Annotated in this window: 19 protein-coding genes; 13 read left to right on the forward strand and 6 right to left on the reverse strand. The window is 54.2% G+C overall.

Going from position 1 to position 20,629, the window contains the following annotated elements:
* Nucleotides 1-1,294: 1,294 nt before the first annotated feature.
* The 5 genes from PKO02S_RS09500 to PKO02S_RS09520 are packed head-to-tail and all read right to left on the reverse strand — an operon-like array spanning nt 1,295 to nt 5,592.
* Entirely contained in the window at nt 1,295-2,080 is a 786-nt protein-coding gene (locus PKO02S_RS09500; protein ID WP_127581673.1) for a 3-hydroxybutyrate dehydrogenase, read from the reverse strand.
* 14 nt (nt 2,081-2,094) lie between these two features.
* Nucleotides 2,095-2,760: a 3-oxoacid CoA-transferase subunit B gene (locus tag PKO02S_RS09505; RefSeq protein WP_127581676.1), complete on the reverse strand. Its 666-nt coding sequence runs from the start codon at nt 2,758-2,760 to the stop codon at nt 2,095-2,097.
* Nucleotides 2,761-2,782: 22 nt separating this feature from the next.
* A complete protein-coding gene (locus tag PKO02S_RS09510) occupies nt 2,783-3,469 on the reverse strand; it encodes a CoA transferase subunit A (RefSeq protein WP_127581679.1) in 687 nt (228 codons plus the stop codon).
* Between the two features lie 39 nt (nt 3,470-3,508).
* The gene (locus tag PKO02S_RS09515; RefSeq protein WP_127581682.1) at nt 3,509-4,711 is read right to left on the reverse strand and encodes an acetyl-CoA C-acetyltransferase; all 1,203 of its coding nucleotides are present in this window, start codon (nt 4,709-4,711) and stop codon (nt 3,509-3,511) included.
* The gene (locus tag PKO02S_RS09520) at nt 4,708-5,592 is read right to left on the reverse strand and encodes a 3-hydroxyacyl-CoA dehydrogenase family protein (RefSeq protein WP_127581685.1); all 885 of its coding nucleotides are present in this window, start codon (nt 5,590-5,592) and stop codon (nt 4,708-4,710) included. The genes PKO02S_RS09515 and PKO02S_RS09520 overlap by 4 nt, the downstream gene beginning before the upstream one ends.
* A gap of 117 nt (nt 5,593-5,709) precedes the next feature.
* Here PKO02S_RS09520 and PKO02S_RS09525 point away from each other — a divergent pair, with 117 nt between their 5' ends.
* The 5 genes from PKO02S_RS09525 to PKO02S_RS09545 all read left to right on the forward strand — a co-directional run bounded on the left by PKO02S_RS09525 (nt 5,710) and on the right by PKO02S_RS09545 (nt 11,537).
* Nucleotides 5,710-6,612, forward strand: coding sequence for a LysR family transcriptional regulator (locus PKO02S_RS09525; protein ID WP_127581688.1), 903 nt, complete (start codon nt 5,710-5,712; stop codon nt 6,610-6,612).
* A gap of 50 nt (nt 6,613-6,662) precedes the next feature.
* Complete coding sequence (locus PKO02S_RS09530; protein ID WP_127581691.1) at nt 6,663-7,418, forward strand: NRDE family protein; 756 nt, start codon at nt 6,663-6,665, stop codon at nt 7,416-7,418.
* A 182-nt stretch (nt 7,419-7,600) separates the two neighbouring features.
* Entirely contained in the window at nt 7,601-9,103 is a 1,503-nt protein-coding gene (locus tag PKO02S_RS09535) for a sulfatase (protein WP_127581694.1), read from the forward strand.
* A gap of 128 nt (nt 9,104-9,231) precedes the next feature.
* The gene (locus tag PKO02S_RS09540; protein ID WP_127581697.1) at nt 9,232-9,792 is read left to right on the forward strand and encodes a dihydrofolate reductase family protein; all 561 of its coding nucleotides are present in this window, start codon (nt 9,232-9,234) and stop codon (nt 9,790-9,792) included.
* Between the two features lie 26 nt (nt 9,793-9,818).
* Nucleotides 9,819-11,537 carry a hypothetical protein gene (locus PKO02S_RS09545; protein ID WP_127581700.1) on the forward strand — a complete coding sequence of 573 codons (1,719 nt, stop codon included), beginning with the start codon at nt 9,819-9,821 and terminating at the stop codon, nt 11,535-11,537.
* Between the two features lie 77 nt (nt 11,538-11,614).
* Here the strand turns inward: PKO02S_RS09545 and PKO02S_RS09550 are convergent, their stop codons facing one another.
* On the reverse strand, nt 11,615-12,496 hold the full coding sequence (locus tag PKO02S_RS09550; protein WP_127581703.1) for an AraC family transcriptional regulator: 882 nt from the start codon (nt 12,494-12,496) through the stop codon (nt 11,615-11,617).
* A gap of 164 nt (nt 12,497-12,660) precedes the next feature.
* Between PKO02S_RS09550 and PKO02S_RS09555 the strand changes: the two genes are divergently transcribed.
* From PKO02S_RS09555 to PKO02S_RS09590, 8 genes are all read left to right on the forward strand, one after another.
* The gene (locus tag PKO02S_RS09555; RefSeq protein WP_127581707.1) at nt 12,661-13,101 is read left to right on the forward strand and encodes a hypothetical protein; all 441 of its coding nucleotides are present in this window, start codon (nt 12,661-12,663) and stop codon (nt 13,099-13,101) included.
* Nucleotides 13,020-13,874, forward strand: coding sequence for a hypothetical protein (locus PKO02S_RS09560; protein WP_127581710.1), 855 nt, complete (start codon nt 13,020-13,022; stop codon nt 13,872-13,874). The genes PKO02S_RS09555 and PKO02S_RS09560 overlap by 82 nt, the downstream gene beginning before the upstream one ends.
* A 33-nt stretch (nt 13,875-13,907) precedes the next feature.
* Entirely contained in the window at nt 13,908-15,104 is a 1,197-nt protein-coding gene (locus PKO02S_RS09565; RefSeq protein WP_127581713.1) for a hypothetical protein, read from the forward strand.
* Nucleotides 15,091-16,704 (forward strand): gamma-glutamyltransferase, encoded by a 1,614-nt coding sequence (gene ggt, locus PKO02S_RS09570; RefSeq protein WP_127581716.1) that lies wholly within the window; start codon nt 15,091-15,093, stop codon nt 16,702-16,704. Before PKO02S_RS09565 ends, ggt begins: the two co-directional genes overlap by 14 nt.
* 30 nt (nt 16,705-16,734) lie before the next feature.
* Nucleotides 16,735-18,123, forward strand: coding sequence for a nucleotidyltransferase family protein (locus tag PKO02S_RS09575; RefSeq protein WP_164821370.1), 1,389 nt, complete (start codon nt 16,735-16,737; stop codon nt 18,121-18,123).
* A 40-nt stretch (nt 18,124-18,163) separates the two neighbouring features.
* The gene (gene lhgD / locus PKO02S_RS09580; protein WP_127581721.1) at nt 18,164-19,369 is read left to right on the forward strand and encodes an L-2-hydroxyglutarate dehydrogenase; all 1,206 of its coding nucleotides are present in this window, start codon (nt 18,164-18,166) and stop codon (nt 19,367-19,369) included.
* A gap of 97 nt (nt 19,370-19,466) precedes the next feature.
* Nucleotides 19,467-19,925, forward strand: a complete 459-nt coding sequence (locus PKO02S_RS09585; RefSeq protein WP_246066902.1) for a PaaI family thioesterase — start codon at nt 19,467-19,469, stop codon at nt 19,923-19,925.
* Nucleotides 19,922-20,626 (forward strand): CoA transferase subunit A, encoded by a 705-nt coding sequence (locus PKO02S_RS09590; RefSeq protein WP_127581724.1) that lies wholly within the window; start codon nt 19,922-19,924, stop codon nt 20,624-20,626. The genes PKO02S_RS09585 and PKO02S_RS09590 overlap by 4 nt, the downstream gene beginning before the upstream one ends.
* Nucleotides 20,627-20,629: the final 3 nt, after the last annotated feature.

A 20,629-nucleotide genomic window follows, 5' to 3' on the forward strand; every position in this document is an offset into this window, starting at 1 on the left:
GTGGTTAAGGTGGGCGGTTGTGGGATACGGAGTACCAAAGTAAACAGACTGATAATCAAATTTCCTTCAATTACTCCTGGAATGACGATCTGAGTACTTATGTATCCAGAACGCGAAGCTAGCTTCGCGTTTTGAGTACATAGGTACTCAGCTTGGCCGAAATGGAACCAGCATGCGAAATAGGGTTCTCCGATTGCGAAATTTGGTATCCGGCTCAACCTGCTCTCCTTGCCCCTACACCTTGCACCTTGGTCCCTTCACGCTACACCTTGCATATTGCCCAACCTCGCATTCCCGCCAGCAGCTCTCCTCCAACAACGCCACCCTCGAGCTAGCACTTACGCCCCCATTAAACTCAATATCAAACGCAGCCGATTGTTTTGCTCACCCAGCAGACTAGGTTTACAATACGCAGCCGTCTGTCCGGACTAGCCTTGCCTAGAACCAAACACTTCATGTTAGGTCCAAGCATGGCTAGTAGGTGGGGATTGCTGCTGTAAGGAGGATTTTCGTGCTTAGAGGACGGGAGGGAGTTGGATTTGCTGCTGTAAGGCGGATTTTGCTTAGAGGTGGTGGGTGAGTTGGATTAGCGGCTGTAAGGCGGATTTTCGTGCTTAGAGGAGGGGGGAGAGTTGGATTAGCGGCTGTAAGGTGTCTGCATGGCAAGCCACCTAAAAAGTAGTTACACTTTGGATCGCTAATGATTTTTTTGCTGCTTTGGCTAGGGCGTTGACGATCGAGCCCTTCCTTGCTGGAAGGGCATGCGTGTGAGGAACTGCACATGGGTAGCAGGTTGGACAAGTAATCAGTCTCAGATGTGGCAGGTTGGTGCAAACAGGTGAGAAGAACGGAAGTTGGCTATTACCAAACTAAAGTTTGCTATATTTCGGGTAAAATCAGGGGACAGCCGCATAACAAACGGATAGTCGTTATTAGCAAACTTGCTGAGGGCATTAACGGAGGCTGAGTTTGTTATTGTACGGGTGAATGTGCGGAAAATCAGGGAGTGGGAAAGCAAGGTATAAAGGTCACCTGTGTCTGCTCAGGATCTGACAGGCTTCCGAAAGTAACGCTAAAAACGAAAAGTAGAACCGAAGAGGGCAGGAAGAGGGAGTGGAGGAGCGAAGCGACCGCCTTTGTAAGCATGGCCCAACCTCAGCTCTCATTCCATCAAGGGCCGTGCTTACAACAGCAGTCGGAACCCAGCTGCCTGTCCTCTCCACGCACCAACTGAACTCTTTCACCAGAGGACCGTCAGGGTGATCTTCCCTGACGGTTTTCTTAAAAAACAAGCTTATTGCGCCGTATACCCGCCGTCGATGACGATGGCTTGGCCCGTCACGCCGCGAGCGAGGTCGCCGGCCAGGAAGACGGCGTATTCGGCGATCTCCGCCATGTCGATCAGGCGGCGCTGGGGGACGAGCGGCAGGATCACCTTCTCCAGCGCCTGCTCCGGCGTAATGCCGTGCAGCTTCGCGACGTCGGCCAATTGATTCCGGACCAAGGAGGTATCGACATAACCCGGGCAGAGCGCGTTGACGGTGATGCCGTCGGTGGCGGTTTCCAGGGCGACGGCTTTGGTCAGGCCGATCACCCCGTGTTTGGCGCTGTTGTAGGCGGTTTTGCCGGCAAAGCCGATCAACCCGTTGATCGAAGCGATATTGAGGATGCGGCCGAAGCGCCGGGCTCGCATGCCGGGAACGACCAGCTTGGTCAGCACAAAAGGGGCGGTCAGCATAACGGCGACCATACGCTCGAACTTCGCGGTAGGGAAGTCCTCTACCGGCGACACGAATTGCATGCCGGCGTTGTTGACCAGCACGTCAATGCCGCCGCACTTTGACTCGACTTGCCGAAGCACGTCGATGATCTGGCTCTCCGACGTCACGTCGAGCGGCCAGCCGTGCGCATCGCCACCCTCTGCCACGAGCCGAGCGGCAGAGCGCTGCACGGCCTCACCGTCCAAGTCCGTCAGCACGACCTTCGCCCCGGCCTCGGCGAAACGGCGTCCCATGGCGAGGCCGATTCCTCCGGCCGCTCCCGTGAGGAACACGATTCTCCCTTTGCAGGATTCACTCATACCCGTACCTCCAATTAATAAGCGTCCAACACAATACGGCCCGATACGATCAGCTCCGGCTCGGTCATCCCGCGAATGTCATCCACCGAATACCCGACCGCTACTTCTACTAGCTGCAATCCTTGCGGGGTCACATCGATGACGGCACGGTCCGTGACGATGCGATGGACGACGGCCTTTCCCGTAAGCGGCAGCGTGCAGTGATGTTTGATTTTCGACTGGCCGTCCTTGGTCACGTGGTCCATGATAACGATGACCCGTTTGGCACCGTGCACGAGGTCCATCGCCCCGCCCATGCCCTTCACCATTTTCCCCGGAATCATCCAGTTAGCCAGATCGCCGGCCTCCGACACCTCCATGCCGCCGAGAATGGCCAGGTCAATATGGCCGCCTCGAATCATAGCGAAGGATTCCGCACTGTTAAAGAAGGAAGCGTCAGCTAACGCCGTCACGGTTTCTTTGCCTGCATTGATGAGATCCGGGTCGACTTCCTCAGGCGAAGGGTAGGGGCCGATCCCGAGCAGGCCGTTCTCCGACTGTAGCACGACATGCTTCTCTTTCGAAATATAATTGGCCACTAAGGTAGGGATTCCAATCCCCAGGTTGACGTAGCTGCCATTGACGATTTCTTTCTCCGCACGTCGTGCAACCCGTTCTCGACTCGACATTTGTCCGCTCATAGCTCTGTCTCCTTTCCATGTCTCAGGCAGTCGTCAATCGTTCAATTCGCTTCTCCTGGACGCCTACGATAAGCTTCTGCACATAGATGCCAGGTGTTACGATGGATTCGGGATCCAACTCGCCGACCTCCACCAAATGCTCCACTTCGGCGATAGTGACTCGGCCGGCTGCAGCCATCATCGGATTGAAATTGCGGGCCGTTTTGTTGTACGTCAAGTTGCCCATACGGTCCGAGCGGTAGGCGCGAATGAGGCTGAAGTCGGCAAACAGGCCATGTTCGAGCACATACTCTTTTCCGTTAAACGTACGGGTCTCTCGACCGTCTGCATGAGGGGTTCCAACCCCGGCAGGTGTGTAGAATGCGGGGATCCCTGCGCCACCGGCCCGGATTCGCTCCGCCAGCGTGCCTTGAGGAACGAGCTCGGCTTCGATTTCGCCGTTCAGCACTTGTCGTTCGAATTCTTTGTTCTCCCCCACGTAAGAGGCGATGATCTTGGAAATTTGCTTGTTGCGGAGCAATAACCCGAGTCCCCAGTCATCCACCCCGCAGTTGTTGGAGATGACGGTCAGGTTACGGACTCCGCGCTCGGCCAGGGCGAGTAGCAATCCCTCCGGGATCCCGACCAATCCGAATCCTCCGACCATCAGGGTAGCGCCATCGGGAATGTCTTGCACGGCTTCCGCAAACGTAGGAATGATTTCTTTCACGAAGGGTAGCTCCTTTCCAAAGCAGTATAGGTTGGTTGGTCAAACGCGCTCGACAATAGCTGCAATCCCCTGGCCCCCGCCGATGCATAGAGAAGCTAGACCATAGCGAGACTGTCTGCGCTGCATTTCATGGACCAGGGTGACCAGTACGCGTGCGCCGCTGGCTCCGATCGGATGCCCCAGGGCGATGGCGCCGCCGTTGACGTTGAAGATGCCTGGATCAAAGTCGAAATGCCGGACGAAAGCCAGCGCTTGCGCGGCAAAAGCTTCATTGACCTCAAGCAGGTCCATATTTGCCATGCCTAGTCCAGCCTTAGCCAGCGCACGCTCCGTCGCAGGTACGGGTCCGATGCCCATCATGGCCGGGTCGACCCCTGCCGATGCATGGGACTTGATGATGGCGAGCGGCTTGATTCCAAGCGCGGAGGCGCGTTGCCCAGACATTAGTACTAATGCAGCTGCGCCGTCATTTATGCCGGAGGAATTGCCCGCCGTTACAAGACCATCCGGCTTGAACGCCGGCCGAAGCTTGGAGAGTCGCTCCACCGACGTATCCGGCCGCGGGTATTCATCCGTCTCAATGGACAGCGCATCGCCTTTCTTTTGGGGAATGTCCACAGGGATGATTTCGTCGGCGAATCTACCCGCCGCGATAGCTTCACTTGCTTTTCGCTGGCTGTCATACGCGAATTGATCCAGCTCTGCCCGGGTAAAGCCGTACTGTGCGCTTATATTTTCGGCCGTCACTCCCATGTGATAGTCGTTCATCGCACACCAGAGCCCGTCATTCACCATGGAGTCCTTGACCGTCTGGTCGTTCATTCGGTACCCCGAGCGGGCGCCGGGCAGCAAATAAGGGGCCAGGCTCATATTTTCCATGCCACCGGCAACCACAAGGTCGCGCTCTCCGCTGCGGATGGCATTATAGGCTAGAGCAACCGCTTTCAAACCAGAGCCGCATACTTCGTTAATCGTGAGCGCTGGGCACTCTACAGGCAGGCCCGCAGCCAGTGCGGCTTGACGGGCGGGATTTTGCCCAAGTCCGGCTTGGAGCACGTTTCCCATGATCACTTCGTCTACCAGTGAGGAATCGATACCGGCGCGTCGAATCGCTTCACGTATGGCAACCGCACCTAAATGAGTGGCTGCGATATCCTTGAATTGGCCGTTAAAGCTGCCTATAGGCGTCCTCACCGCGCTTGCGATCACAACGTCATCCGCTGCAACGAGATTTGTAGTCAATGCTCTTGAGCCTCCTTGGCTTTTTTGTATGCAACCAGTTGGTTTATATTTTCGCTCATGGGCGAAGTTGTCTGTGAGGTTTCATTATATTCGTAGAATCCCCGGCCGGTTTTAGTTCCCAGTTCGCCGTGTGCGACCTTATCCAGAATCGATTCCGGCGCCGTTGAGCTTCCCGAAAGCTCGGGGAACAGGTGACCGGTTACCTTGGCCCATATATCCAGTCCGCCCAGGTCGGCAATTTCGAAAGGGCCTTTGAACGCCCACCGAAGCCCAAGGCCTTCCCTCACAACCGTATCCACCTGCTCGACATCGGCTACCCCGCTTTCCACCAAATGGATCGCTTCGCGCATCAAGGCGGCCTGCAATCGATTGGCGATAAAGCCCGGAACATCTTTGTTCAACATAACCGGCACTTTCCCGCAAACCCGCAGGACGGAAGCGACCTGATCCAGCACATGGGGTGAGGTGGACGGCGATCCGACTAGTTCAACAAGCGGTATCACTTCAGGTGGATTAAAAAAGTGAGTAATGATCATACGGTCGGAGAAGCTCAAATTTGCCGACAGTTCATGGAGCGTGAAGGAGGAGGTGTTGGAGGCGACGATGGCTTGCGTTTGAATGAGCGCTTCCAGCTCCCGGAATAAGGTCCGTTTCAGCTCCAGCTGTTCGGGAACGGCTTCTATAATGAGCTCGGCTGCAGCCACGGCTTGCCCTAGCGTAAAGCTGACTTCCAGAAGCGGGTAACCGGTTTGGAGCGAATTCGCGGCTTCTGTCGTCCGGATGGCAGGGTCATAGAGATTCACTTCCATGCCATGAGACGCTAGTAGACGGGCAATCCCAAGACCCATCGTGCCGGCACCCAGCACCGTAATGTTTTTCATCCTCTTATGCCTCCTTCTTGATCTATAATTTCATTGTACAGTCGAACTTTTTATGAGTAAAATACATATATGGCATATCATTTATTCGATTTATCTATATTATAGGCGGTGTGAAAAGTGGATTTACGCCAATTAAACTACTTCCTGGAGGTGGCGCAGCATGCCAGCTTCTCCAAGGCTAGCCAGTCCATTCATCTCTCCCAACCTACGTTAAGCAAAATGGTGCGAAACTTGGAGGAGGAGCTGGGGGTGGTGCTGTTTAACCGTTCCACGCGAAAAGTAGAGCTCACAGAAGCCGGCAAAGTCGTTCAGGCCCATGCGCAAACCGTCGTTAGCGCCAGTCAGCAGTTGCTCGCCGCCGTCATGGATCTTACGGAAATGAAGAAGGGGCAGTTCACGTTGGGGCTTCCGCCGGTGATCGGGGCCAGCTTTTTTCCGAAGGTAATCGCGGAGTTTCATCAGCAATACCCGGACATTGACATCCGACTGGTCGAGGAGGGGGGTAAACGGATCGAGCAGCTGCTTCATGAAGGTGCGATTGATCTAGGCGTAGTCGTCTTGCCGGTGGATGAAACCCGGTTCGAGGTCGTCCCCATTCTGGAACGGGTGCTGAAGCTGGTGGTGCCGCCCGACCATCGCTTGGCTAAACGAAGAAAGGTGAAGCTGAATGAGCTGCAGCAGGAGTCGTTTATTTTGTTCCGTCAGGAATTCAACCTGCATGACCGCGTGAAGGAGGCCTGCATCCTGGCCGGGTTCAAGCCGAGAGTGGCATTCGAGAGCGCGCAGTGGGACTTTATCAGTGAGCTGGTGTGTGCAGGCCAAGGGATTTCCTTGCTGCCCGAGACGATTTGCGCCAAGCTCGACCCCGCCAAGGTGCGCGTGATTCATCAGATCGATCCGGGTGTTCACTGGGACATGGCCATCATTTGGAAAAAGGGGCGCTACATCTCCCACGCGGCCAAAGGGTGGGTGGAGTTCGCTCAGCAGGTGTTTGCCGGCGGTACGGGGAAGGAGACTTAGGTGGTAGTCGAAGGTAGGCTAATATTTATTTCGGAGAGGTCGTGAATCCTATGTGTTTGATCTTATTTGCTTACAGGGTGCATCCTGTTTATCAACTTGTTATGGTCGCGAACCGCGATGAATTCTATGCCCGTCCGACGGCGCCGATTCATTATTGGAGCGATCACCCACATGTACTGGCCGGGAGGGATCTGCTTCGGAGCGGGACATGGATGGGTGTGACGACTACCGGCCGATTCGCCGCTCTGACGAATTATCGCGACCCTGCCGAGAAAGCCGACGGCAAGCTTTCTCGCGGAGAATTAGTCTCTGCTTATTTATCCTGCGAAGAATCGCCTCTGATTTATGCGGAACGTGCTGCACTTAAACGGACGGAGTACCCTGGGTATAACCTTCTGATCGGCGATCCGAACGAGCTGTATTACTATTCGAACGTGGGCAACGAGATTCGGAAGCTCCAACCCGGCGTTTACGGCGTGAGCAATCATCTGCTGGATACCGATTGGCCGAAAGTGACGAAGGGGAAGCAAGCTTTGGAGGCTCAGCTGGCGGATGTTCGGGCCGATCGGGCCGATCCGCTCTTCGAGCTGCTGGAGGACGCGGATCCTGCGCCGGACGAGGCGCTGCCCGCAACCGGAGTCCCGCTGGAGTGGGAGCGACTGCTCTCTTCCATTTTCATTGAGAGTGACCGTTACGGGACGAGAAGCTCTACAGTTTTGCTCATGACTGCGAATCGGATCCACTATGTGGAGCGAACACGCACAGGGGAACTCGCCGAGGATCGTGGGTATTCGATAGTTTTCTAGCAGCGCAAAGCCGGAAACGCTTAGTATAGCGGGTTAGAGCAAGGGGACGAAAAAAATAACGATATGGCGTAACGCTATATCGCGGAAAACCGGAGGTCGGACGAAAATAAGGGGTTGGCGAATCGTTATTTGTAGGAAAAAGTTCTTTAGCCGCAATGAAAAACGTTTGTCAGGAGGAACGCATGAAGACCATCTTTCTATTAATGGATTCGCTTAACCGGCATTATCTGAACGCATATCAATCTAGTTGGGTACAAACGCCGAATATCGATCGATTAGCGGCCCGCGGTGCCGTGTTCGAGAACCATTACGCGGGTTCCTTGCCTTGTATGCCGGCACGGCGAGAAATGATGACCGGGAGGCTGAACTTTTTGGAATCCCGTTGGAGCCCTCTGCAGCCGTACGACGAAACGTATCCTCAGCTGCTGCGAGATCAAGCCAGCACTTACACGCATATGATTACGGATTATTACCATTATTTTGAAGCGGGCGGCGCGGGGTACCACACTCCCTTCAATACATGGGAATTTATGCGCGGTCAAGAAGGGGATGCTTGGCATCCTCGTGTGCAAGACCCTGAAGTTCCGGTGTATCGCGGCAAAAATCGCCGCCAGGATTGGGTGAACCGGACACAGATGGATCTGGAGCGGGATGAGGATTATCCTACGCCGCAATGCTTCAGGCGCGGGATCGATTTTCTGGAGCACAATCACGATCAGGAAAATTGGTTGCTGCACCTGGAAGTGTTCGACCCCCACGAACCGTTTCTTTGCCCGCAAAAATATCGGGATTTATATAGCGATTCATGGAAGGGAGCCTACCATTTCGACTGGCCCCCGTATGCTCCGGTAGATTCGAATTACGAAGATCAGGATGCTATAGAGCATATCCGCAAATGTTATGCAGGTACTTTGACGATGGCGGATGTCTGGCTGGGGAAACTTCTGGATATAATGGATCAACTCGATCTATGGAAGGATACCACAGTCATTTTAACAACGGATCATGGCCATTTATTAGGGGAACACGGGTATTGGGCCAAAAATTATATGTTCGATTATCAACGGTTGGTGCATATACCCCTGATCGTATATAAACCTGAGGCGCCGATGAACGGCCGACGGGTCAGCGCGCTCACCACGACGATCGATCTTATGCCGACACTGTTGGACCTTCATGGAGCCCACCCTTCTGATTCCGTTCAAGGAAAATCGATTGTTCATCTGCTAGAGAGAGACGAGCCGCATCATGATGCCGTGCTCTATGGCTATTTCGGGAAGGACGTCAATATGACGGATGGCCGATACACGTACTGCAGACAGCCGCTCCCGGGTGCGCCGGCCTACCATCATACTGCTGCTCCCGTTGTCGGGCAGAAGAAGCTGGAGCTGTATGAGCATGCCGATTTCGGGCGTTACCTGCCGTACACTCCAATGCGGGTATATCGGGTTCCCGAGCCATCTCGTAATCATCATAACGCACCCGACCACCATTTGCTGTACGACATTGCCCATGACCCGGAACAAAGCAGTCCGATCCGAGACACGGCCCTAGAAGAGCAATTCGCCTCTAAATTGCTTGATCTTCTGCGGCGCTATCAGGCTCCTGACTGGCAATATGCCCGGATCGGATTCCATGAGGAACTGCTATCAGATGTACAAAACGATAAACGGACTGAGCTTTGAGCGGAATTGGGAAGTTGGCAGCCGGCACACGAATATGTGTTACTATAAAAATAGTTGTTTCTTTGTTCAAATTCAGAAGGGCAGGCTTTGGTTGCGTTGGAAACTGAAAATGGGAGGGCGTTATTGAAATGGGTAAACTGATCTACCCTATTAACGTATCTTTGGACGGTTACATGGAGGACGAAGGCGGCAATCTCGATTGGTCGATCTCCGATGACGAGACGTATGCGTTCTGGACTGACTTCCAGCGGACGATTGGCACCTACTTGTACGGGCGCGGAATGTACGAGTCGATGGTGTACTGGGAGACGGCGAACGCAAGCGGCGACCAATCGGAGGTAGGGCGGGAATTCGCTCAGATCTGGCGAGCGGCTGAGAAGATCGTGTATTCCCGGACGCTTCAAGCGGTGTCAAGCGCCAAGACCAGGCTCGAGCGCGAATTCGACCCTGATGCGATCCGGCGGCTGAAGGAGTCCTCAGGAGCCGACATTACGATTGGCGGCCCCGAGCTTGCTGGGCAGGCGATGAGCGCGGGATTGATCGACGAGTGTCATCTGCTTCTTAATCCGATCGCCTTGGGCGGAGGTAAGCGAGCTTTGCCGGACAATCTTCGCATGCGGCTCGAGCTTCTCGGTGAGCACCGCTTCCGTAGCGGCGTTGTTCATCTTCACTACCGCGTGATCGCCTGACCGCGCACGCTTTAGGAGGACAACCAGTGAGAACGACGTACGATTTTATGTTGGAGCGGTTCATCTTGTCGGTGGACAAGGAGTTGGCCAAATTCGATCCGGCTTCGGGGCGGCTGCTGGAGACGGACGGCGGGTGGGCGGTGACGCACCAGGACATCATGCTGTCGATGGCGCTGCTGTACCTGACGCCGCACCCGGCGAACCGGTATTGCGGCGACGCCGCGTTCCTGGAGCAGATCGGCCGGGTCGGGGATGCGTACCGGGCGTTTCAGTACGAGGACGGCAAAGTGGAGTTCGTCAAAATCGACGGCTCCCGCTGGGGCCCGATCTATATGCCATGGTCGATGTACCATTGGCTGGAAACCTGCTTGAGGCTCGAATCGCATATGGACAGCGAGCGGCTTGCCTCCTGGCGGGAAGGCTTGCTGCTCGGCTTCGAAGGCATGTACCTGGAGCAACGGGGGCTGCTGGAGCAGTTGAGGCGGGATCCGGCGGCGGCCTCCGGCCATGCGATCCATAACATCCCGACGTGGAACGCGATGGCGCTTCACCGGGCCGCCGGCATGTTCGGCAAGCCGGAATGGAAGGCGGACGCCGACGCGATGATGCGTGCGGTTGTCGAATATCAGCATCCGGACGGCTATTGGCCGGAGCACGGAGGCCCGACGCCGTTGTACAACCTGGTCTACGTTCATGCGCTCGGCTTGTACCGGCTGCACGGCGGGGAAGTCGACACGCTGCCGGCGCTGCGCAGGGCGTTTGCCTTCACCCGATTGTTTATGTACCCGGATTCGACGCTAGTGGAGACGATAGACGGTCGCTGCAAATACGATCATGCGCCGTTTCTGGTCGGCCTGCCGGGCATCCTGCAGGCGGAAGGCGGTCGCGCCTGGATCGCCGATCTCGTGAAGAGCGCTGACGCGGATGCCGCGTTGATGTACCGCCCGCACTTCGCCGAGCTGCTGCGGTATTGGCCGGAAGCGCTTACGGAAGAAGTAGCGGATGCCGAAGGGATGCAGCCTTCCGCCGACCTGCAGAGCCGAACGGTGCTTGCGAACGCCTGGGTCGTGCGCGAACACGGTTGGTACTTCTGCCTGAGCGGCTTCACCCGTGAAGCGGTGGAATCGCGCTGGGGGATGGACAGGCAAAGCTTCATCGGCATTTGGCACGAGCAAGCGGGGCTTATCGTTGGCGGCGGCAATTCGAAGAACCAGCCGGAATGGAGTACATTTGATGTCACTGGCGCTGGTGGCTTCCGGCAGTATGTGCCGGATGCCGGCGAAGCGTTGGCCGGCGTTCCCGCCGTGCGGCTCCGGTACGGAACCCGGCACGTGACGATCGCGCTGCTGGAGGTGACGGCGAGCCGGGTCGAGCTGGAGGTCACCGCCTCGCTGGAAGCGGACGACAGCGGCGTCCTGCGGCTTCCGCTGCAACACCGCGCGGACGGGCAGCTTGCGGCAAGCTTTGCGAGTGCGGAGGCGGACGGCAATCAAACGGCGCATGGCGGCAGCGGCGAGCTGCATGCGGAAGCGGGCGAGGGGCGGCAGCGGATTTCGGGTCAGGGCTGGACCGCCTGGGCGGAAGGGCCGCTGCGGCTCGACTGGCCATCCTTCCCATTCAATCCGTACGCGATGGACGGCAGCTCCGATCTGGAGCATGCGATTGCGGTGCTGGCTATCCCGCTTGAATCGTTACAGCCTAAACGCATAGTGGTTTCGTTAGAACCGTTCCCATATGGGACATGATAGCTCAATAGTCAAACAGGACGAGGCTGCCGAACAATTCGGCAGCCTCGCTGTGTTAATCGAGTTGATTCAGGGACCTAATTCGCAAGGCTCTTTGATTTGCGATAGTCGCTAGGCGACATCCCTTTATATTGTTTAAATACCCTGGAGAAGCTCCGAAAAGAATCGAAGCCGACCTCAGCGGAAATGTCAGTAATGGCCATGTTTGTTGAGATGAGTAAGCTTAAGGCATTGGTAATTCTCAATAGATGCAAATAATCAAGGAAGGTGTGCCCGCAAAGCTTTTTAAACGCACGGCCGACATGCGTGGGGCTGTAATTGAATCGACTGGCCAAGCTTTCTAAGGTGAGCTTTTCCGTGTAATGAAGATGAATGTAAAGAATGATGTCCCACATCTTTTTGCTGGATACCGCAGAAACGGGGGGAGATTCATGTAGCTTGCTTAATCGTTGAATGCGGCAAAATAACAAAAGCACCTCCATTAATTTGGAGCGAATGAAACTGAATTTCCCGAATTCAGCGCTATTGTACTCGGTTAGCATATCCGCGAAGATTTGTGTTACATGCGCCATTTGTTCTCGGTTGAACTCCACGTACGAGGGGGATTCGCTTCCCGATCGCAGCAATTGACCAACCAATTCATAGTCGAACGGCGATCCATACAGCATGCTGATATCGAACATGCAGCAATATAAACGAATGGGCTTTCCCGGATCGCATGCAATGCTATGAATGTGATGAGGCAGCAGGAAAGAGGCGGTTCCCGGTTTCATAACATGCTTCTCTTCGTTGATGATTTCGATACCGCTGCCTTCAAGCACAAAGGATAATTCAACGACATCGTGATGATGAAGCGGACAATACGGTTCGATTGTATTCAATCGGATAAGGAACGGCAGCTGCCCCCTCCTTACGTTGGCATTGGCCAGTACATCCTGGTAGTCCGGAATCGTTGTCATCCTGAACACCCTTTCACGGTCCGAATAGCAAAATATGACCTAGTTCGGTTGCAAAACGACCTGTGCAGGCTATCGCTCCCTATTATTATAGAAGAGAATATCCTATATGGGAATAGGTTTTATATTTGGGATTTAGAAAGGATAGAAGAAAAGAGGATGAGCGAATGAGTAAAGGATTAAGGGCGGCAGCAGGCAAGGTGACGATAACGCCGGAGGAAAAAACGGGACTTGCCGGATTTACTCCGGCTCAGAATATAGCGCACCCGCCGGAGGACGTATTGGACGATCTCTTCGCCAGAATTCTAATGATAGACGACGGCCGGCAGCGCAGCTTATTCGTCAGTGTAGATTGCTGCCGGTCGAACGAAGATATAATACGAGTATTCGATAAGAGCGGCATAAAGGGACAATACCGGCAATCGATGGAAATGTTCCCCTACGGAACGCGGCGCGGCTGGGGGGAGGCTGCAGGTGTGGAGGAAGCGTTCGTCATGTTTCCGCTACTCACACCCATGCTGCGCCTGTGCATGTTAGAGAAAAATATGTCGGCCGCATCAGGGAGAGCATTCGCGAGCTTGCGGACCGGCTTGTACCCGTCCAGTTAACCATTAGCGTCGGGAGCAGCCCGATTTCCGCTTACCGCCGGCCTACACTATTCCCGAACAACGATGTCTCGATCGACCAAACCTTGTATGCGCTCCTGTTCGAGAAGGAAGACGGAACTCCGTTGGCCGGCATCGTCAACTATGCGGTCCATCCGACCATTCTGCATCCGTCCGCCGTGCAACGGGCCAACCGCGTTTCAACGGAATGTGTCGGTATGGCGATGAATGAGCTGGAGGATCAGACCGGCGGGGGATTTGTCGCCCTGTTTACCCAAGGCTTCTCGGGAGATGTCGCTCCGGTGCTGCCGGGAATAGGGACATTAGAAGATTCGTACAACAACGTCAAGCAGGCGGGCCATCAATTGTTTGTAGACATTAGCCGGGCCTTGGAAACGAAAGAGGAAATAGACTCGTCAACCATTCGGACAGCGCGGCAGAAAGTCGCTATTCCGACCCGAGACGGCTACTACAAGCCATTCCTCGAGGTCACGATATACGGCGTTTCCTTGGGGGAGGTTGCCCTGATCTTCGCCCCCGGCGAAATTTTCAACGGCTATGTCGACAAATTCAAGCAAGTGTCCCTATTCCGCTATACGATCCCGATTAGCATGACCAACGGACATCCCGGCTATTTCCCTACGGCAGAGGCGTTCCATGAAGGCAAAGGCGGCTATGAACTGACGGTAACGCCATTCGACGAGCGGGTGGACGCTATGTTGACGGCTGCGGCGGGATCGGTGCTCGAAGAGCTATTTCACAACAAACAAGACTAGTAATCATTCCAACAAGGGAAAGGGGATGAAAGCATGAGCTCGTCGTTGAGAGCTGCAGCGGGTAAAGTGAAGATAACGCCGGAGGAGGAAACGGTGCTTGCCGGGTTCGGTAGATCGGGCCTTCAGGTGGCGCACCCGCCGAAGGATATACTGGATGACCTCTATGCCCGATTTTTAATACTGGACGATGGCCGTCAGCGCAGTCTTATCCTAAGTATCGACTGTGTCTGGGCGAATGAAGAACCGTCGCGGCTGCTGGAAATGTTTCCTCCCGGAACACGGTACGGATGGGCGCAGGCGGCCGGCACGGACGAAGCGAATGTCCAGGTTTGCGCCACTCACACGCATGCCGCACCTTCCCATTACAATGAAAAGTATATCGCCCGTATTCGGGAGAAGATTCGAGAAATGGCGACTAAGCTCGTTCCCGTCCAAGTCAACATTAGTATCGGAAGCAGCGCGATATCCGCTTATCGCAGGCCTACCCTGTTCCCGAATCCGGATGTGCCGATCGACCGTACCTTATATGCCCTAATGTTGGAAAAGGAGGATGGAGCTCCGGTGGCCGTTCTTATCAATTTCGCGGTCCATCCTACCATCCTGCACCCGTCTGCCGTGCAGCAGCCTAATCGCGTTTCCACGGAATGTGTCGGGATGGCTATGAACGAGCTGGAAGCGCATATGGGCGGCGGATTTGTCTCCCTCTTTACCCAAGGCTTCTCGGGTGATGTCGCACCGGTTCTGCCGGGCATTGGGACATTGGAGGATTCTTATGGGAACGTGAAGAAGGCCGGCCGCCAGTTATTCGTGGACATTATCCGCGCGTTGGAGGACAAACGGGAGATTACAGGGCCAACCCTAAGGACGGCGCAGCGAAAAGTCAATATCCCGACTCGAGACGGTCATCTTCAGCCTTTTCTGGCGGGAGTGGTATCCGGTATTTCGTTGGGTGAAGTGGCGCTCCTATTCGCCCCGGGCGAGATATTCAACGGTTACGTCAGCAAAATCAAGCAACGGTCGCCGTTCGCCTATACGATCCCGATTAGCTTGACGAACGAATATATCGGGTATATTCCAACGGCGGAGGCGTTTCGGGACGGTAAAGGCGGGTATGAGATGGAAGCGACGCCTTTCGATGAGCGGGTAGATCAAATTTTACTAGATACGTCTGCCAAGGTGCTCGAAGATATTCGGATGCAAGGGGGAAAAGGCAAAGATGTACAACTTTGACTCTCTATACTATCCTTACGCTTCGCAGAGAGTAGTAACCTATGCTAGAAAAGGGATCGTCGCTACGTCTCAACCGCTTGCAGCCCAGGTCGGCTTGGATATGTTGAAAAAAGGAGGGAATGCGATCGATGCAGCGATCGCGACTGCCGCGGCATTAGTCGTTCTTGAACCTCAATCCAATAGCTTTGGCGGCGACACCTTTGCCTTGGTATGGGTAGACGGAAGGCTGCATGGCCTGAACTCCAGCGGTCCTGCTCCTAGAAGGATTTCCATTGAAGCCGTCAGGAGCTTGGGATACGAGAATATGCCGACTTCGGGTTTGATTCCGGTAACGGTTCCGGGAACGCCTGCGGCTTGGGCCGCGTTATCGGAGAAATTCGGCAGATTGCCGTTGACCGAAGTTTTGCAACCGGCCATCGAGTATGCGGAACAGGGGTTTCCGATCTCTCCTTTTGTAGCCAAGGCGTGGAAAATAAAGTTTGATATCTTCATAGAAGACCATAAAGCTAAAGAGTTCGAGCCCTGGTTCCATACGTTCGCCCCAAAAGGAAGAGCTCCTCGAGGCGGAGAAATGTGGAGATCCCCCGATCATGCGAAAACGATGCGTTCGATCGCGGAAACCAAGGCTGACTCCTTCTATCGTGGAGATTTAGCTGAGAAAATAGATGCCTATTTTAAACAATACGGAGGATTTCTAACAAAAGAGGATTTATCCGAGTTTCAGCCCGAGTGGGTCGACCCGATTAAAGTCACCTATAAAGGGTATGAGATCTGGGAGCTTCCTCCGAACGGGCAGGGGTTGGTAGCCCTTATGGCATTGAATATGTTGAAGGATTTTCAGTTGACGGACATTCATGCGGTCGATACGTACCATAACCAAATCGAAGCGATTAAGCTGGCTTTTGCAGACGGATTAAAGTACATTACAGACCCTTATAAAATGAAAGTGAGCGTAGAGGATTTATTGTCGGACGCATACGCCCAACAGAGAAGCAGACTCATTACAGAGACCGCGCTTCACCCGGAGCCGGGGCAGCTGCAACAAGGCGGTACCGTCTATTTGGCCGCAGCCGATGGAGAGGGGAATATGGTCTCGCTCATTCAGAGCCATTCCGGAGATTTCGGATCAGGGATTGTCATTCCGGGTACAGGCATTTGTATGCAGCATAGGGGGAGCGGCTTTTCGTTGGATCCTTCCCACCACAATCATTTGGAGCCGGGCAAGAGAACTTACCACACCATTATCCCTGGATTTATTACGTATCAGAACCAACCGGTCGGCCCGTTTGGAATTACGGGAGGAATGACGCAGCCGCAATCCCATGTACAGGTTGTCATGAATATGATTGACTTCCATTTGAACCCTCAGGCCGCTTTGGATAAACCCAGATGGAGATGGGTGAAGGATAAAACGATTGAGCTGGAGCCGCAATTTCCCGATCATATCGCTCAAGCATTAGCTAGAAAAGGCCATGATGTGAGAAAGGCAGTCGATTCCTATGAATTTGGTCGAGGACAAATGATATTGAAGGATCTGCACACGGGTGTCTTGGCGGCCTCTACCGATCCAAGGGTGGACGGAGCAGTCGCCGCTTGGTAAATGATTGTAATTGGGAGGAGTAGATCCGAGATGAAAACCGTAATTTGTCTCGCAGCAGGAAAAGGCTCGAAGCTTTGGCCGTTTGCTGAAATTCGACCGAAAGCGATGATTCCTGTGGCAGCGAAGCCCGTCATTGCTCATCAAGTGGATATGCTGAAAGAGCTTGGCTTTGAGAAAATCATTATTGTCGGCGGCCATATGCATGAGCAGATCCGAAATTATTTTAGACATCAAGCTGAAATCGTTGTTGTAGTTGATGAGAAGCAGCGAGGAACGGCCAATTCGTTAAACGCCGCAAGACATTTGGTGGAAGAGGAAGATTTCCTGGTCTTGTACGGAGATACGGTACTCGACAAGTCGGACGTGCAAGCCTTAATGACCCGATTCGAGCAAGCGGATCCGAATGATGGCAAGCAAGCTGCCGTATTGGTAAATCCTTTGCAAGATGAAGCCTCTTCGGACTGGATTTGCTGCACCCTTGCAGAAAGACGCGTACAGCAAATTATGGGGCACCCTCGTCGCGGCGGTTATACGCATAGGTTTAGTGCCTTCGCCTTTCCATCTGCATTTTGGCAGTATGTGGGCACGAATTCCGGTTTATTCACGAACGTTCAGGTAGGGGTGATGCCGGAGCTTGAAGCTCATTTAGAGATGTCTCTCTGTGATGGGTTGAACGATGGATACGTCATTCACGCCGTTGAAACACAGGGCTATTATATCGATATCGACAAACCCTGGCATATCTTGATGGCCAATGAGGCGATTGCACGTAGCCGTTGCGCTCGATTGTCCGGCCATGTGTTAGCGGAAGGAGCTTCCATCGATCCGTCAGCCTCGCTGAATGGATTTGTCCAACTGGGTTTCGGCAGCTCGATAGGCCGCAATGTCATCATCGAAGGCCATGTAATCGTAGGCAACCATACCCGAATAGAGAACGGGGCCATTCTCCAAGGCGATCATATCATTGGCGACCATACTTACATCGGCAATTATTGTTTTCTCTCCAAGGGGACTACGGTAGGAGATTCGTGTGTCATTAATCATTGCGCAGAGTTAGAAGGCGTTATCTTTAATACCGTCCATTTGTACCACTATATGGAATTTTACGGGGTAATCGGTACGGCTACGGATCTTGGGGCGGCAACGGTATGCGGAACGCTCCGTTTTGATGACGGCCATACGACTCATCGCATCAAGGGTCGTAGAGAAACCCCGCGAGATCACAGCAATGCGACTTATTTGGGTGACTTTGTACGAACAGGGGTGAATGCGATCCTAATGCCCGGCGTGAAGGTCGGGGTTTACAGCGTTGTCGGTCCCGGAGTGATATTGGAGGAAGATGTGCCTAACCGGACTCTGCTATTTGTAAAACAAGAGTTGGTTCGCAAGGAGTGGGGCCCTTCCAAATACGGATGGTAATGCAGGGAGATGAGGATGCTGCGAGAGGGAGCTGACGGAGATGTACGATTACATCATCATTGGAGGAGGGATTGTCGGTCTTTCCACCGGTATGGCCTTGTTGAACGACAATCCGAATGCCAGAGTGCTCGTTCTGGAAAAGGACGGCTCGTGGGCGCAGCAGCAAACCGGGCATAACAGCGGAGTCATTCATTCCGGCATTTATTATAAACCCGGGAGTTTAAAGGCGAGAATGGCCCGCGAAGGCAACCGCTCGATGGTGGAGTTTTGCGAGCGGCATGGCATTGAACATGACATTTGCGGCAAAGTCATCGTGGCGGTCAAGAAGGAGGAGATTCCTCTGCTAGACCGTTTGTACCGGCGGGGGCTGGACAACGAGCTGGATATTGCCCGAATAAGTGCGGACGAGCTGAAGGAAATCGAGCCTCATGTGAACGGACTGGAGGCTATCCGTGTTGCGACGGCAGGTATTGTCGACTACAAGCAAGTTTGCTTCAAGTTTGCTTCGCTCATTCAGCAGATGGGTGGAGAATTGCTGCTTAACGCGAAAGCCGGCAAAATTACCGAAAGCGGGAAGCGGGTTACGGTCGAGACGAACAGGGGAACTTATACCTCCAGGTTTTTGATTAATTGTGCGGGGTTGCATAGCGATCGTGTCGCGCAAAACAGCGGTATCCAGCCTGATATGAAAATTGTTCCGTTTCGCGGGGAGTATTACGAATTGAAGCCGGAGAAACGCTACTTGGTCAAGCATCTGATCTACCCTGTGCCGAACCCATCCTTCCCCTTTCTGGGCGTTCACTTTACTCGAATGATTGGCGGTCATGTTGAAGCAGGACCTAATGCCGTACTCAGTCTGAAGCGGGAAGGATACAACAAAACGGATTTCTCCTTGCGTGACTTTGCCGAGATTATGACCTATCCGGGTTTTTGGAGGTTAGCCGGCAAACATTGGCGAGAAGGAATGGAGGAAATGCACCGTTCCTTCCGTAAAGCCGCTTTCGTTCAGAGCCTTCAACAATTGATCCCTTCCATCGAGGAAAAGGATCTTATAGCTGCCCCTGCCGGCGTGCGCGCGCAAGCGGTAAAGGTGGACGGCAGTCTCGTGGATGACTTCCACATCCTTTTCGGGGAAAACACGGTCCACGTCTGCAATGCTCCTTCACCGGCGGCAACGGCTTCCCTCCAGATCGGCCAAGCGATCGTGGATTATTTGGCAGGTCAAAAAGGGCAATGTTTTTCTTGAAGGGAAGAAGTAATTGTCGTATGATGGCTTTGTAGGTATCATATAAAGGATTTAATTCTATATATGGAACTACAACAAACCAAGGCCAAGCTCGATTTTGTTAAAAAGGAGTGACCGAACCCTGAATCCTACATGGAACCCCGCCGATCCGCCTCCCGGCTATTTGGCTCCCGGACCGTTCTGGCATCATATCGGCTGCCGCATTGTCGAAGCCGGCGACGGCGAAGCGAAGCTGTCGCTGGAGGCGGATAGTTATCACATGAATACGCTGGGCATGCTGCACGGCGGCGTGCATGCGACGCTGCTGGACAACGCGATGGGACTTGCCGCCCGCTCGATTTTCAAGCATTCGGTCGTGACGACGCATCTGAATATCGTCTTCGTGAACAACGTCAGTCATGGAACCGTTTACGCGTTCGGCAAAATCGTTCATCGCACGAAACGGACCGCCACTGTGGAAGGGCGAGTTACCGACGAGAACGGCATGTTGATCGCCATGGCAACCGGGAGCTTCCTGCAGAAGAACGTTTCCGAAGGAAAGGAGGAGGGGATATGAAGGCCGACGCACAACTGTCGACGAACGTGGCATTCTTGTCATGCGTGGAAGCGGTGGACCGGATCCGTGCCGGCTCGACCTTGATGGTAGGCGGCTTCGGCATAACCGGGATACCCGAGATGCTGCTGGGCGAGATGTGCCGGCGGCCGGAGCTGGGCGATTTTACAATTATCAGCAACAACTTTTCGCTGAAGAGCAATCTCCACAAGCTGTTCGAGCAGGGCAAAATCCGCAAAGGAATCGGCACTTATTTTACAACCTCGCCGATGGTCGTGCGCGCCCATCGGGAAGGCAGGCTGGACATTGAGCTGCTGCCGCAGGGAACGTTCGCGGAGGCGATCCGGCTGGGCGGCTCGGGCATCCCGGCGTTCTATACGCCGACCGGTGCCGGCACGGAGCTGGCGCGGGGCAAGGAGGCGAGGATGTACGACGGAGTCGAGTGCGTGCTGGAACGGACGCTTACGGCGGATGTCGCCCTGATCCGCGCCCACAAGGCCGACAAGGCGGGCAATATCGTGTACCGCAAATCGGCGAGAAACTTCAATCCGTTGATGGCGGCCGCGGCCCGGCTGACGATCGCGGAAGTGGACGATATCGTGGAAGTCGGCGAGCTGGATAGCGAGTCGATCGCCACGCCGTTTATTTTTGTCGACATTATCGTGAAAAGAGGCGATCAGACTGGATACTCAACCGAAAATTAACTC

This window comes from Paenibacillus koleovorans NBRC 103111, assembly GCF_004000845.1.
Taxonomy (GTDB): domain Bacteria; phylum Bacillota; class Bacilli; order Paenibacillales; family NBRC-103111; genus Paenibacillus_AA; species Paenibacillus_AA koleovorans.